At 69.5% G+C, this 15,247-nt stretch carries 9 protein-coding genes; 5 read left to right on the top strand and 4 right to left on the bottom strand.

The features are described from left to right. The 4 genes from corA to VFE28_04135 all read right to left on the bottom strand — a co-directional run. Window positions 1-1,115: magnesium/cobalt transporter CorA (gene corA, locus VFE28_04150; GenBank protein HZM15173.1), on the bottom strand; the 1,115-nt coding region annotated here is incomplete at its 3' end. A gap of 178 nt (window positions 1,116-1,293) precedes the next feature. Next, entirely contained in the window at window positions 1,294-4,914 is a 3,621-nt protein-coding gene (locus VFE28_04145; protein HZM15172.1) for a UvrD-helicase domain-containing protein, read from the bottom strand. Window positions 4,915-5,021: 107 nt separating this feature from the next. Continuing rightward, on the bottom strand, window positions 5,022-5,396 hold the full coding sequence (locus tag VFE28_04140) for an STAS domain-containing protein (GenBank protein HZM15171.1): 375 nt from the start codon (window positions 5,394-5,396) through the stop codon (window positions 5,022-5,024). Between the two features lie 232 nt (window positions 5,397-5,628). Continuing rightward, window positions 5,629-9,099, bottom strand: a complete 3,471-nt coding sequence (locus VFE28_04135) for a PD-(D/E)XK nuclease family protein (protein HZM15170.1) — start codon at window positions 9,097-9,099, stop codon at window positions 5,629-5,631. A 227-nt stretch (window positions 9,100-9,326) separates the two neighbouring features. Here VFE28_04135 and VFE28_04130 point away from each other — a divergent pair, with 227 nt between their 5' ends. The 5 genes from VFE28_04130 to VFE28_04110 form a co-directional block, all read left to right on the top strand. Beyond that, complete coding sequence (locus VFE28_04130) at window positions 9,327-10,574, top strand: ATP-grasp domain-containing protein (protein ID HZM15169.1); 1,248 nt, start codon at window positions 9,327-9,329, stop codon at window positions 10,572-10,574. Between the two features lie 7 nt (window positions 10,575-10,581). Next, the gene (locus VFE28_04125) at window positions 10,582-12,099 is read left to right on the top strand and encodes a RimK family protein (protein ID HZM15168.1); all 1,518 of its coding nucleotides are present in this window, start codon (window positions 10,582-10,584) and stop codon (window positions 12,097-12,099) included. After that, window positions 12,096-13,310 carry a glutamate-cysteine ligase family protein gene (locus VFE28_04120; protein ID HZM15167.1) on the top strand — a complete coding sequence of 405 codons (1,215 nt, stop codon included), beginning with the start codon at window positions 12,096-12,098 and terminating at the stop codon, window positions 13,308-13,310. The genes VFE28_04125 and VFE28_04120 overlap by 4 nt, the downstream gene beginning before the upstream one ends. A 185-nt stretch (window positions 13,311-13,495) precedes the next feature. Next, entirely contained in the window at window positions 13,496-14,920 is a 1,425-nt protein-coding gene (locus VFE28_04115; GenBank protein HZM15166.1) for a hypothetical protein, read from the top strand. A 15-nt stretch (window positions 14,921-14,935) separates the two neighbouring features. After that, the coding region (locus VFE28_04110; GenBank protein HZM15165.1) for a hypothetical protein at window positions 14,936-15,247 on the top strand (312 nt) is incomplete at its 3' end.

The following is a 15,247-nucleotide window of genomic DNA, read 5'->3' as shown; positions in this document are numbered from 1 at the left end:
GGCGGTGGGCCGCCGGATGGCGGGCGCTCGCCGTTGCCGAGCCAGCCGCGGCGGCGGAAGTAGATGAGGAGGTAGCCGGCCACGCCGGCCATGAGGCCGAGGGCGATGGGGTAGCCCCAGCGCCATTTCAGCTCCGGCATGCTCCAGGGCGAGCTCTGGGTATCGAAGTTCATGCCGTAGACGCCGGCGATGAAGGAAAGGGGGATGAAGATCGTCGAGATGATGGTGAGCACCTTCATCACCTCGTTCAGCCGCTGGCTCAGGCTCGAGAGGTAGAGATCCATCAAGCCGGCGGCGAGCTCGCGGAAGGACTCCAGCAGTTCCAGCAGCTGCACCGAATGGTCGTAGCAGTCCCGCAGGTACACCCGAGTGCTCTCGGTGAACGGCGGCGTCTCCTCGCGGCTGAGCACCGCCAGCATCTCCCGTAAGGGCCACAGATAGCGGCGTAGGGCGGCGAGATCCTGCTTGATGTTGTGCAGGCGGGCCACGGCGGCAGGGCTCGGGTGCCGGAGGATTTCGTTCTCCATCTGCTCGATGAGATCGCCGTAACGCTCCAAGATGGGGAAGTAGCCATCCACGAGGGCGTCGAAGAGAGCGTAGGTCAGGTAGTCGGTGCCGCTGCGGCGCAGGCGCGGCCCGTCCTTGCGGATGCGCTCGCGCACCGGATCGAGGCAATCGCCCGGGCGCTCCTGGAAGGTGAGGACGAACTTCGCGCCGCAGAACAGGCTGAACTGCTCGGTGTCCAGAGGGTCGGCAGAGTTGGCCATGCGACCGACGATGAACTGCACGTCACCGTAGCGCTCCGACTTCGGGCGCTGGTGCGTGCCGATCACGTCCTCCAGCGCCAGGCGATGGAGGTCGAACATCTCGCCGAGCCGCTGCACCACGGTCGAATCACCGAGACCGTCCACGTTCAGCCAGGTCACGCGGTATTCGGCGACGAAGCGCGGCAGCTCCTCGAGATCGGTGATTTCCTGCTCGATGTGTCGGGTCTCGTCATAGGCGAGCACGGTCAGCCGTGGACGCGGTGCCTCCGGGTCGGGCATGAGCAATCCTGGCGGCGACCCGGCGCGGGAGCGGCGTTGGGCCGGGTTGCGGCGGCGCTTCACCTTCATCGGGTCCCACCCTCCCACCCAGGGCTTCGCCAGCGCCCGCCGCGGCGGGCGGCGCAGAGAGTATCGCTCCTCTCTGGTGTTGTCGATCAAGACCGCAATGCGGCGGGAGGCGGTGCGCGCCTTGGTGCCGACGAGGGCCCCGTGAGCGTCGGCAGCGTGAACGTTGGGGTGGGAAGGTTCAAACGCGGAGCAGGAAAGCTCGCGCTGGCTGCCCGGTGGCACCAGTGATCGCGCTGGCGTACAGGGTCACTTGCCTGGTGTACACGGGCAGTGACGCTTCGATGTCGTGGTCGGTCTTGAAGTCCACCACGATCCAGCGGCCGTCCTCGAGGAAGGCGAGATCCACCACGCCCTCGAGCAGAGTGCCCGTCGGGTCGCGCCAGGTCACCGGCGTTTCACGCCGGCAATGACCCAGGGTGGCAGCGGTGCGGGCCCGCTCCAGGAGCGGGTGTTGCAGCACCCGTGTCACCAGCGTGCGAGCCGCCGTGACCTCGATGGCAGGAGCGCCGACGATGCGGGCCTGCAGCTCGACGAAGAGCCGCACCTGCTCGTCGCCCGCGTCGAGAGGGATGCCGCCCAGGACGGCGTGAACGAGGGTGCCGAAACGTGGGCCCCGCGGGCGCTCCGGCGCCACGGGCAAGAGAACGAGTTCGACTCCGGCCGGTGCCGCGGCGGCCGTGCGGTCACGCGCCGCCTCCGCTTGCGAGTAAGCAGTGACCGTCTGCACCTGCAGGCTCGGTGTCGCCGCGTGTTCGAGCGTGGCCTGCCGGGCCGCGGCCCAGTCACGGTAGGCAGCCGCATCGCGCCGGACCTGTTCAGGGTCGGCTTCCCGACCCAGGAGCTCCTGCTGGCGCAGGCCGAAGTTCATCGGCACATCGAGGGTGAGGAGGTGCGGATCCCACCACACGACCTCGTGCTCGCTCCGCCCGATGCTGCCCACGATGGGTGCAGAGGTGCTGCCTGGAGGCGAGGCGGGTGGCGCAACCCGAGAGAGGGGACCCGCGAGCACGTGCTGGCCCGGATGCACATTCGGATCCAGGGCACGTTCCATCGGCGCTTCGACGACGCTCGACTTGCCGAAGCGCGGACACCCGGGCGGCTGGGAAGGCCGGTCCCACCGCTCCGGCGGCGGATACAAGGCCGAGAGCAGCGGTGCCACCCAGCTGTCGAGGGTGAGAGCGCCGGTGTCGCCGTCTTCCTCACGATGCGACGTTCGCCCCCAAGATTCGGAGCCGACGGCGGGGACGACGAGCAGATCCCGCGCCCTCGTCGCGGCCACGTAGGCGATGCGGATGCCTTCCGCCGCCTCGCGCAGCTTCTCCTCACCGCCGTGTTCGAGGAGCTCCGCCGGCGACCAGCCCGCGAGCTTCTGGGCGCAGAGACCGCGGGCGCGGTCGAGCCAGCGGGACGGTTCCCGCGCCGTGAGATGTGCCGTGATGTCCGCCAGGATCACCACCGGGAATTCGAGCCCCTTGGCCTTGTGCACCGTCATGATCCGCACGCCGTCGCTGCCCTCTTCCAGGATGGGGGCTTCGGTGGCGGTGCGCCGCTCCGCGTCTTCATCCACACGTTCCACGAAGCCGCGGAAGGAGACGCCGCCGCTGCGTTCGTAGGCGCGGGCCTGCTCGGCGAGGTGCAGGACGTTCGCCAGCACCTGTTCGCCGGAGGGGCGGAGGACGAACCCGGCGTGCGCCCGCGTGCCTTCCAAGAGGGCGTGCAAGGTCTCGGCGATGGGGCGGGTATTGCGCTCGCGATGCAAGGTCGCCAGGAAGGCGAGGGCGGCCGCGATGGGCCACAACGTCGCCTGCGCCTCCGACGCCAAGAGAGCGGCGGGGATCCGGAAGGGATGCAAGCGCCCGAAACGCTGGCGAAATTCGAGGAGCTCCTCGTCGCCGATGGCAAAGAGGGAACCGTGCAAGGTGGCGAAGACGGCGAGCTCGTCGTCGGGCCACTCGATGGCATTGAGCGCGGCGCGCAGCGTCTCCACTTCCTCGCGCTCATGGTAGGAGCGGCCGCCCACCAGCAAGTGCGGGATGTCTCGGGCCTCCAGGGCGAGGACGTAGCCGCGGGTGACGTCGCCGGCGAAGCTGTCGAAGCGGCGCAGCAGGAGGCATATGTGCCGCGGCGCGAGGGGGACGCGGGTGTCGGGATGCTCGCGGTCGCTCACCTTCCAGCCGCTGTCCTGTAGCAGCCACTGTACGAAAGCCGAGACGGCGTGGGGCAGGCAGGCGTCGATGGCGCCCTTGGTGACGTTGCGCTTGCCGAAAGGCCGTGGCACGGGGAGGGCGATGAGTGTCGGTTGATCGCCGGGATCGGGCCGCGCCGGCGCCAGCGGCACGTACTCCGCCTGCTGGCTCTTCCGGTCGCCGTCCAGGAGCGGAGCGAAGGCGGTGTTCACTGCTTTCTGAATGTTGGGCACGGAGCGGAAGCTGGTGCTGAGCCGGAGAAGGCGGGCGCCATGGCGGGCGAGGAGATCGCGCACCTCGAAATACACGCCGATGTCGGCGCCGCGGAAGCGGTAGATGGATTGCTTGGGATCGGCGACGAGGAAGAGCTTGCCCGGGGCGGGCTCGGCCTGCCGCCAATCGGTGGCGGCGGGATCACGGGCCGCGAGCAGCAGGAGAATCTCTGCCTGCAGAGGGTCGGTGTCCTGGAATTCGTCCACGAAGAGATGGCGAAAGCGCTGTTGGAATTCGACGCGGACGCTGGCGCAATCGCGCACCAGATCCCGGGCGCGGAGCAAAAGATCCTGGAAGTCGAGACGGCCGCTCTTTTCCTTGAGCGTGGCGTAGCGTTGCAGGACATCCTGGAATTCGAGGTGCAGCAAGGCGGCGAGGTCGGCGTTGGCGTCCCGGGCGAAGGCGAGGAGCGCCGTTCGCAGTTGCTCGTGGGCGCTCATGACCTCGTCGCGCCCGACCCCGGGGCCGTAGGACTTGCCGTATCCCTTCCGCGGCCGGCTCGCTGGGGCCAGCTCGACGAACAGCGACTCCAGGCCGTCGGCATCGCGCGGCCCGACGGCCTCGGCGGCCTGCACGTCGTCGCTGCACTGCCGCAGTTCGCGTGTTCCTTCGAAGAGCGTGTCCTTCTCCGGCTTGTCACAGCGCCCGGAGAGGGCGGCGAAGGCATGCAGCGCCTCCACGAGGGCGGCGATGCGGGCGTGGCGCTCGAAGCGCGGTCGAGCCCACGGGGCCGGGAGATCACGCCGTTCGGCCACGGCCCAGCAAGCGCTGCGCAGGCGCCCCACCGGATCCTCCGGTGCGGCGCTCGGGCGCGGGCCGAACGAGCGCACCGTGGCTGCGGGCGGGCGTGTGGCGCGGCGCAAGGCGCGGCGCAGACCCTCGGGGGGATTCTGCAGCGCGGTCTCGAACCAGGAATCGAAAGCGCGGCGGAACAAGCGCTGCGCTTCCGTGTCGTCCAGCGGCTCGAAGCGCGGATCGATGCCGGCCTCGAGGGAGCGCTCGCGCAACAGATCGGCGCAGAAACCGTGGATGGTCCCGACCCGCGCCTCCTCGAGTCGGGCCAGCGCCGCTTCGAGGCGGCCGCGCTCCGGTTCCTCCTGCCGCTGGCGCGCTTCCTCGATCTGGGTACGCAGGTGCAGCTTGAGTTCGCCCGCCGCCTTCTCCGTGAAAGTCACCGCGACGATGCGATCCACCGTGGCGCGGCCCTGGGCCAGCACGGCGACGATGCGGTGCACGAGCTCGGTGGTCTTGCCCGTGCCCGCGGCGGCCTCCACCACGACATTGTCGTCGAGGGCGGCGCGAATCTGCTTGCGGTCCTCGTGATCCAGGAGCTCGGCCACGGTCCCTCGTCTCGGGCCTGGGGTGGGAGTTCGCCGAGGTTCCGAGTCTCACACGCAGGGCGGCATCCTGCAAGGCGTTGCGGACGGCGGCACGGTGGGGGAGCGAGTCAGGCGTGCTGGACGGTGGCGCGGCAGGCGCGGAAGGCATCCTCGAGGTAGTCGTGCATCTCGATGCCGGCGATGTTCTCGATGCCGACGATGTGGAAGACCTGGCGGACATCGGGCCGCATGCCGGCGAAGCGGAAGTAGCCGCGTTTCTCGCCGAGCAGGCTGAGCTTGCTGATGATGACGCTCCAGCCGGCGGAGCCGATGTGGCTCACCTGGGTGACGTCGAGGACGATGTCGAAGACATCCTGGGAGTAGATTTCGTCGATGGCGCGTTCCAGCGCCAAGGAGTCCATGCTGTCCACGTAACCCTGCAGAACGAGGACGCCCACGGGTCGGCCCTCGATCATGCGGATGTCGCGGCGGATCTGCAGCATGTCCAGCTCCGGGTGTCACGGTGAACGGAAGAACCCCGGGCGGGGTTTGCCGTCCTGCTATCAAGAACGGTGCCCGGGCAGAGCCTCGGGAGGGGAAGGGAGGGTTGCACCGCGTCGCGGTGCGGGCTTCCTCGTGGCGGCGCGCGTTCGGCAGTGCGGCTTTCCGTTCCCGGGCTCCTGCTGCCCGGAACGGCGCCGTGCACCTGGCGCCGGCGGGATGGTGCTGCCTGCTTCAGGGGTATTCGCGCAGCTGTTCGAGGCGCGGAAAGGGCACCTTCCGCCGGCTACGGATCTCTTCATGGGGACCGCAGACGACGCGGAAGTCGCAGGTCCCGCAAGCCCCGTCGCGGGGCAGCGGCGGAAGCATGCCCCGCGCCACCGACTCGTCCACGGTCTTCAGGATCTCCCCGGCGTACTCGAGGGCGAAGGGACCGAGGGGAACGATGCGCTCGCGGAAGCGGCCGCGGGAAGTGCAGAAGAAGAGCCGTCCTTCGACCACTTCCCGGTGCTGCAGGGCCTGCACCGCCAGCGCATAGAGAACCGGTTGCAGCACCTCGCCGCCCCCGACGAGGAGTCCATCGTAGGTGCGATCGACACCGGTCTTGTGATCGGTGACGCGCAAGGCGCGATCGCTCCGCCGCTCCTCCACCAAGTCCACGGCGCCGCGGAGGAGCCATCCACCCGGAAGCGTGGCGGGTGCGGCGATGCTGCTCGGATCCGGGGGCGGAGCCAGGTGCGGGCTCGCACCCGCCACGGTGCGGAGTTCGAGACCGAAGGTGAACTCGAAGTGCAGGGGTTGCCAGGTGCGCGACTGCTTCGCCAGCGCCTGCAGCCAAAGACGCAGATCGCCGCGCATGATCGCCATCTCGTCTTGCCAGATGCGCTCGATGGCGGGCGCGAGCTCGTCGTGGTAGGCCGCGGCGACCTTTTCCAGTGTCGCATCCAGGACGAAGCGGGCTTCGTCGAGAGTCTCGTCGCCTTCCGGCAGGCGGCCGGCGGCGCGCAGGGTGCGCAGCGTCTCGGCCTGCACGTGGTGGAAAATGCGGCCGCGGGTCAAAGGGTCGAGCTGCACCAGCGCTGCCGCCCGGCGGCGCGGCTCGAGCCGATGGATGGCGCCGAGGAGGAATTGATAGGGGCAAACAGCGAAGCGCTGCAAAGCCGTCGCCGAGTACGGGCGCGCCTTCGGGCGGTGCGCCGCGAGCGCCGCTTCGGTGGCGGCGGTGAGACGCACGAGACCGTCTTCGGGACGCCAAGGCCGTTGCCAGCGCAGGTAGCGGACGCGGAGCGACCGCGCCAGGTGCGGGTTGAGCTCCAGGAGGTAGCGAGCTCGCCCCTTGTCCTCCCGACGCGGCGCGCCGTGCATGTAGCCGCCGAGCACGGCGAGGTCGTGCTCCAGGGCGTCGAGCGCCAGGTGGGGGTCAGGAGGTGCTGGCCAGGCCAGACGGGCGCGAGAGTGAGCCGCGGCCTCCCGTTCGAGCTGCCGGAAGTCGGGGATGCTGCCGCGCACGGCACGGGCCGCATCGAGGGCGTAGAAGGACGGCACTTGCGGTCGCCCGGCGCCGGCATCGAGCCGCGAGTAAGAGAGGAAGACGCGTTCTTCCGCCGCGCCGACCGCGAGGCGGAGCAGCAGGCGCTCGTCGCGCCCGCGCTGCTCCTGGGTGCGGAGCGAGGGCGCCAGGCGCCGGCGCGCGTCGTCGAGGAGCAGCGGGTCCTCCCGCGGCCGCTGCGGGAAAACGCGCTCGGTCAACCCGGGCACGAACACGAGACGAAAGCTGCGCCCGCGCGCCTGCTCGGGTTTGCCGACATAGACGCGACCCTCACGGTGGGCCGGCGGATCCACTTCGAAGGTGGAGAGACGCTCGGAGAGCACGCTCCGCACTTCCTCGAGCCCGGCGGGTCCGACGTCCGCCATGGGCAGCAGCTCGCCGAGAACGGCCAGGGTGCGCTCGGGCCGGCGGAGCACACGCGGCGCCAGCGCTGCCAGCTCCGCCACCCAGGTTCCCCAGGTGGCGCCCTGGGGCAACGCGGCCAGCGCTTCGATGACCGGCAGCGCGAAGCGCTCGAGGTGGCCAAGGTGCTGCAGGTCGCGGCGGAGCGAGGCCACCAAAGGCGACTCGGGATCGACGGCGGCGATGGCTTCGAGCTGGAGCTGCAGCTCCCGTTCGAGACCGCCCAGCCGGCGCTGCCAGCGCTCGAGGCCACCGATCACCGCGGCTTCCACCAAGAGCTCCTCCCATTTCCGCGGCGTGCGGAGCGAGCCTTCGGGAGCGGGCTGATCGTCCGTTGTGTCCGGTGGCGACGGGGGAGGAGCCGTGGCGGTCCCGTCCGCGCTGCTCGTGCGCGCCTCCGGGGCGGAATCGCCGGCGGTCGCGGCGCGCAGGTCGGGCGCCGGGGGCGCGGCTTCGGCTTGCCGGCGCTTGCCGCCCCGGGGCGAACGCAGGCGTGCGTGGGCGTGCGTTTCCGTGCTGCTGGTGAAGGCACTCAGATCCCAGAAGGTGAGTTGCTCTCCCGGTGTTCTGGAGGCGAGCGCCGCCGGTTCGAGCGCCGGGCCGAACTCCTCGGCCCGCGGCGCTGGCCACACCGGTCGCGGCGCCGGCGGGGCGCCGCCCGGCTCGAGCGGCGGGACCTGGGCGAAGGAGAGGTACTCGGCGAAGCGCCGGGCCGAGAGCCCTTCGCTGGCGCAGGCGAGCAGCGCCAGGAAGGCGCGGCCCGCCGGGTCCGGGCGCTGGGTGCCGCGGGCGAAATACGCCGGGATGCCGGCGCGCCGGAAGGCGGTGTCGGCGAAGGTCGAGTACGACTCGGGATTGCGCAGGAAGATCGCCATGGAGTCGAAGGGAACGCCGGCTTCGGCGGCGCGCAGGATCTCGCGAGCGATTTCCAGGCATTCGCGCCCTTCTCCTGGAGCGGAGAAGAAACCGACGCTGTCGTCCGGCACGGCGGCAGGCGGCGCCTCAGCGGAGAAGAGGTAGCGGCGCAAGTGCTCCAGGCTCGCCGTCGAAGGCGAAGAGAGCTCCGAGAGTCGTTCGGCTCCGAAGGACTCGAAGGCGAGAACGGTGGCGCGATCCCCGCTCGGGAGCGTGGCCAGTACCTGCGGGGCACCGCGACAGAGCGCACCCAGCAGCTCAGCCTCGAGCGGCGACGCCAAGGTCACATCGAGACACAGGAGCGGCATGGCGCGCAGCGCCGCATGCTGGGGCGCGCGCAAGCCCGCGAGCGCCAGGCGTAGGAGGCCGGCGCGATCGACGAGGTGCGCCTGTGCCAGGGAGGTTTCCGCCTCGCCGAGGAGGGCGCCGAGGTCGTTCTTCTCCGGCGCGACCGCGGCGGCCCGCAGCTCCTGCAAAGTGGAAGCGAGAGCGCGGGGAAAGCCGGGAAGAGAGCTGACGGCCTGGAAACGCGGGATCTCGCCGCGCTGCTTGGCGGCGAAGGTGACGCGCGCCGCCACCGCTTCGAGGCCGAGGCCGGTGGCGGGAGCGAGGGCGGCGCTCGCCATCTCCGCTGCCGCCAGGTGCGCCGCGAGCTGCACGAAGCCGAAGCGGTGCACACCGAAGCTGGGTGGCTCCATCTCGCGGCGGACGAAATCGTCCACCGCTTCCCGCGTCGGACCGACGACGAGGAGCTCCGTTCCGGGAGGAAAGGAACGGACGAAGCGCTGGGCCGCGTCCAGCCGGAGGCGGTGCGACGGGGCGTCGACGTACTGGATCACTGGCTCCGGCGCTCCCGCGCCGCGTCCACCTCTTGGCCCGACCCGATCGCTGCGAGGCGCCACGTGCCCTGTTCCTTGCCGTCCGCTGCGAAAGACACCTCTCTCCCTTCACCACAACGCACACCCCAGCCTATACTGTGCGCCACTTCCGAGCCAACCAGCGCCGGCGCGCGCTGGCGAGAAGGGTGGCAGCGGCGTTGTCGGGGTCGCGGCGGAGAGTCCACTTCGTGTTCCCGACCCTCTGGGACGCCCGCCAGCTCGAATGCTGCCGTCATGACTGGTCCGATCATTTCGAGGTCGTTCTCGACGAGCCGACCGACTGGGACTGTCCGTGGAACCTCGACCTCCACACCTATGTCGAAGGCGCGGTGAGCGCGCTCCGCGGTCGGGTCGAAGGTGTCATCAGCTCCAGCGACTATCCGGGCGCCACCGTGGCCGGCGCCATCGCCACCCGTCTCGGCTTGCCGGGAACGCCTCCCGCCGTGCTGGTGCGTTGCGCCCACAAGTACGAGGCTCGACGGGTGCAGCAGGCCGCGGTCCCCGAGGCGACGCCGGCATTCGCGCTCCTGGGCAGCAACGCTACGGCGAGCGGTGCCTGCGACCTCGGCTTCCCTTGCTTCGTCAAGCCGGTGAAGGGTGCCTACTCGGTGCTGGCGCACCGCGTGCACGACGCGGAGGAACTACGGGAATTCCTCTCCCGGCCTGCAGTCGCCGACTACTGCTCCTCCTATCTGCACATCTTCCGCCAGATGTTGGAGAGTTACACGAGCTTGTCCATGGACCGAGGCTCGTTCCTCGCCGAATCGCTCCTCGAGGGCGTGCAAGTCACGGTGGAAGGCTGGCGCGGTGGCACGACGGTGCAGGTGCTCGGCATCACCGATTCGGTGGTGGATCCACGGACCGGGAGCTTCCTGCGCTTCGTCTTCCCCTCCCGCCTCGACGACGGCGTGCAGGCACGGATGCGCGAGCTCGCCATCCGGATCGTCGAGGCCCACGCTCTCCGCGACACCTTCTTCAACATCGAGATGAGGTACGACGCCGCCCGCGACCGCATCGGCATCATCGAGATCAACCCGCGACTCTGCGGACAGTTCGGCGATCTGTACCAGAAGGTCCTGGGAGTGCACAGCTACACCCTGGCCTTGGAGCTGGCGACCGGGGGGAAGCCGCAGCTGCCGGCCGGAGCGGGAGCGCACGCCGTGGCCGCCAGCGTGCCGCTCCGGCTTTTCGCGCCGGCGCGGGTGGAGCAGGTGCCGGCGCCGGCGGACCTCGCTGCGGCGGCGGCGCTCTTCCCGGACACCCTGATCTGGAGCGAATGCGACGCTGGACAGGAGCTGGTCGATTTCGACAGGATCGAAGACGGCGCGAGTTGTCGCTATGCGGTGATCAACCTCGGCGCCCCCGACCGTCCGAGCCTGGATGCACGCCTCGACGCGGTGCGGGAGCGCTTGCCCTATCGTTTCGCGCCCCTGTGAGCCCCGCGTGGAAACGCTGATCGTCGTCAACAGTCCGAAGAACTGGGGTTTCCGGATTCCCAGCGTCGCCGTCGTCTCCGCGCGGGACTACTTGACCCAGACCCAGTACGCGCAGCACCGGGACGCACGGGTCTACAACCTTTGCCGCTCGTACCGCTACCTCACCCTCGGCTATTACGTGTCGCTCCTGGCCGAGGCGCGGGGACACCGGCCGCTGCCGACCATCCGCACCATCCAGGACGTGCGCACCCAAGCGGTGGTGCAGAGCCTGACCGAGGATCTGCAGACGCTGGCACAGAGGAGCCTGGCACCGCTGCGTTCGCCGCACTTCACCTTGAGCATCTACTTCGGGCAGAACCTGGCCAAGCGCTACGCGCGGCTCAGCCTGGCACTCTTCAATCTCTTCCCGGCGCCCCTGCTGCGGGCGTATTTCATTCGCCGCGAGGAGGCCGGAACGAGACCTGTCTCGGGGAGCAAAGCCCCGCCCCGAACCCGCTGGGAGCTGGAGAGCGTCAGCACCATCCCCGCCAGCGACGTGCCGATCTCGCACCGGCCCTTCGTGGAGGAAGCCGCGGGACGGTTCTTCGCCGGCCGGGTGAGCAGCCGGCGCCGGCGGCAATCGCAGCCCTACGAGCTGGCGATCCTCACCAATCCGCAGGACCACAACCCGCCTTCGAACGCCAAGGCGCTGCGGCGCTTCGCTCGTGCCGCCGAGGCCCACGGCATGAAGGCGACCTTCGTCACCCGGGACGACTACGGGCGCCTCGCCGAATTCGATGCTCTGTTCATCCGCGCCACCACCTCGGTGAACCATTTCACCTACCGCTTCGCCAGCCGTGCCGAGGTGGAGGGACTGGTGGTGATCGACGATCCCCTTTCCATCGTGCGTTGCACCAACAAGGTGTACCTGGCGGAGCTCTTGTCGAGGCATGGGGTGCGGACGCCGCCCACCACGCTGGTGCACGTGGACAACCTGGAGCGCCTGCAGGTCGAGCTGCGCTACCCCTGCATCCTCAAGCGTCCGGACGGTGCCTTTTCCCAGGGCGTGCACAAGGTGGACGACGCCGAGAGTTTCCGTCACGAAGCCTTGGCGATGTTGCGCAGCTCGGATCTCATCGTGGCGCAGGAGTTCGTGCCCACGACCTTCGACTGGCGGGTGGGAGTTCTCGACCGGCAGGTGCTCTTCGTCTGCCGTTACTACATGGCGCCGGAGCACTGGCAGATCATCCACTGGGACGGCGACGGCATCAGCGACCTGGGCCGCTTCGAGACCATGCCGGTCGAGGCGGCGCCGGCCCAGGTGGTGCGGACCGCGGTGCGCGCCGCACGCCTCGTGGGCGATGGTTTCTACGGCGTCGATCTCAAGGAGGCGGCCGGAAGAGTCGCGGTGCTGGAGATCAACGACAACCCCAGTGTCGATGGCGATATCGAGGATGCCACCCTGGGTTCGGGGTTGTACGACCGCGTCATGGCGGTCTTCCGCGCCCGGATCGAAGGGCGGCGGCAGGCGCGGCAGCGGCCATGACGCTCTCTCTTTTCGCCGGCTACGGCATTGAGCTCGAATACATGCTGGTGGATGACGAGACGCTCGACGTCCTGCCGGTGGCGGATGCGTTGCTGCAGGACGGTGCTGCCGGCGTGGTCTCGGAGCTGGAGCAGGGCGAGACGGCGTGGTCCAACGAGCTGGTGCTGCACCTGCTGGAGCTGAAGACGAACGGGCCGGTGGCGCGGCTCGAGGGCGTGGCGGCGCTCTTCCAGCGCGATTTGGCGCGGCTGCGCCAGCGGCTTCGGCCGCTGGGCGGCCGGCTCATGCCGACCGGCATGCATCCATGGATGCGGCCTAGGCGCGAGACACGCCTGTGGCCCCATGACGATGCCCAAGTCTACGCGGCCTTCGACCGCATTTTCGATTGCCGCAACCATGGCTGGGCGAACGTGCAGAGCCTGCACCTCAACCTGCCCTTCGCCGGCGACGCGGAGTTCGCGCGCCTGCACGCCGCCGTCCGCTTGGTGCTGCCGCTGCTGCCGGCGCTGGCGGCGAGCTCGCCCTTCGTCGAGGGGCGATTGCCTGGTGTTCTCGACGCCCGGCTCGCGGCCTATGCGACGAACTGCGCCCGCTTGCCGAGCGTCACCGGGGCGGTGGTGCCGGAACCGGTGTTCACCCAGGCGACGTACGAGACCGAGATCTTGGGCCCCATCGCCCGCGACCTGGCGCCGCACGATCCGGAGCGGATCCTGGCTCCCGAATGGGTGAACGCCCGCGGTGCCATCCCGCGCTTCTCGCGCTCGGCTCTGGAGATCCGGCTGCTCGACATGCAGGAGTGCCCGCAGGCTGATCTCGCCTGCGCCGCCCTCGTGTCCGCCGCGGTGCGGGCGCTGGTGGAAGAACGGTGGGTGGGACTGGAGACGCAGAAGAGCTTTTCCACCGAACCGCTGGCGCGCTTGCTGCAGGTGACGGTGCAGGATGGCGAACGCGCCCGCCTCGAAGATCGTGGTTTCCTCGCCGCCTTCGGCATGAGCGGCGGCGCGCACACAGCCCGCGACGTCTGGCGACATCTGGCGAAGGCCCTCGCCACGCCCGCCGAGTTCGAACGTCCGCTGGCGGTTCTCCTGGAAGAAGGGCCGCTCGCCCGGCGACTCCTGGCGGCCGCCGGTCCCGAACCCACCCGGGGTGAACTGAAGTCCCTGTACGAACGGCTCTGCGACTGCCTCGACCGGGGCCAAATGTTCGCCTGACATTCCAGAGGACAACCTCGAGCCCTCCCCAGTCGAGGGGCGGCGTTACGATTCTCCCGGCAGCCTTGAGACGCCGCACCGATTGCCCTACAGTGCTCCGGCACCGGCAGCGAGAGGTCCCGACCGGCCGTGGCAGGCGGAGGCGCGCCGTGGCTCGAACGCAGCAGCGCTCACACCGAGGACGAGTGCTTCAGGGGCTGGGGGTACGGCCGTCGCGCTCTCTCGTCTCGAGACGACGAGTCTCGCAGTGGCTGCTGCGGCTCGCTTGCGCCGCCGCCTTGTCGTTGCCCGCTCTCGCCACTCGCGGCGCGGCAGACCCGCCACCCGCAGGGGACGAGGCCGCGGCGCGGTCACCCCGGAAGCAGAGCCCGGACACCACCTACGTGCAACTGCGCGGCCTCGAGCGGGTCCCCGACGAAGGCAGTGCGGCCGACGCCGTGGCGCGGGCCCTCCTCTTCGTCCCTCGTACCCTGCTCGATGCCTTGACCCTTTCGATGGCTTACGGTGCTTACGTGGGAACCGAATCGTCGGTGCCGAGAGTCGTGCACGAGGTTCTCACCTTCGATGAAGGACGCATCGGCATCCATCCACTGGTCAGTGTCAGTAGCGGCTCGCGCGCCGAGTTCGGCGCCGAACTCGCCTACCGCGTGCCGGGATTCGGCGCCGGCGTCTCCGGCTTGTACGGCAACGCGGACAACTGGGGCGCCAAGTTCGACGTGGTCACCGAGTTCACCGCCGGGCAGGTCCCGTGCAAGATTCGGGGGAATGCTTTCATTAGCGAGCGCGATGACCTCGAGTTCCACGGCTTTGGCCCTTCGCCGCAGAGCGATCCGCGCAATCCGTTCCTGCAGGGAACGGAGTTCGTGCTCTTCGACCAGCGCCTGACGCGCGCCGCGATTGCAGCGACGGCCCGGCCGTGGGCACTCATGCAGTTCTTCTACAATGGCTTCTATCAAGAGCGCGACACGAGCGACTTCCACCTCGATGGGATCGCCAACAGCAACAACCCGGCGCTGGACGAGAAGCACGAGCAGTTCTACCAAGAGGTCGGGTTCCGTTTCGACACCCGCAAGAACGAGCGCAAGATCACCCCCGGGTTCCGGCTCGAGGCCTACGCCGGGCTGTCGAACGGCATCGGCGACGACCGGGGACGTTTCCGGCGCCTGGGGGTCGACGTCGCCCCGTACGTGCCGGTGCTGGGGCGCGACCGCCTCCTGGTGCCGCGATTCCTCCTGGACACCGTGGACGACCTGAACGAGGACCAGCCGCTGGCTTTCACCGACTACCCGCGCCAGCCGACTTTTCGCGGCGCGTCGCGCACCCAACTCCTGCGCACCGATCTCTTCTCCGCGGTGCCTTCCCTGGAGTACCGCTGGCCGCTCACCCACAACGTCAGCGGCCACCTCTTCCTCGACTATCTCATGGTGGGCGACTCGGTCAGCCACTTGACGTTCCATGACGCGCCGTACGCCTACGGTGTCGGCTTCGCCATCCAGGGAGCGCGGAGCGAGGTGGGACGCATCGCGGTGTCCTCGGGCTCCGAGGGCGTGCGTCTCATGATCGACGTCGGACTCGGTTTCCACGTCTCCGACCGCACCCACTGGTTGTAGCGGAAGGACCGCCGGATGAAGACACGAACCGCGCGCCTGCTGCTCCTCGCGTCGGCGGTCGTCTGCAGCGCCCCGGCCAAGCCTGCGTCGTATCGGTTCGCGGACAGGGAGGCCGTGCGGGAGGCCGACGATCGAAAACCCATCCCGCCACCGCAAGCGGCGGATTTCCACAAGATGTTCTACTTCGTCGACGTCGTGGTGCGGCGCCCTGCAGTCCGCAGCCTCGCCCCGGCCCCGGTGCGCAGCGCCCGCGACGTCAATGCGCTGGACGAGATGCCGAGCTCCAGCTGGTTCACCCCTCGGCTCGGCGCGCGCGAGCTCTCCCCG

The organism is Candidatus Krumholzibacteriia bacterium (genome assembly GCA_035649275.1).
Classification (GTDB): Bacteria; Krumholzibacteriota; Krumholzibacteriia.
The sequence above is the reverse complement of the archived record's forward strand: the minus strand, read 5'-3'. Positions and strand labels throughout refer to the sequence as shown.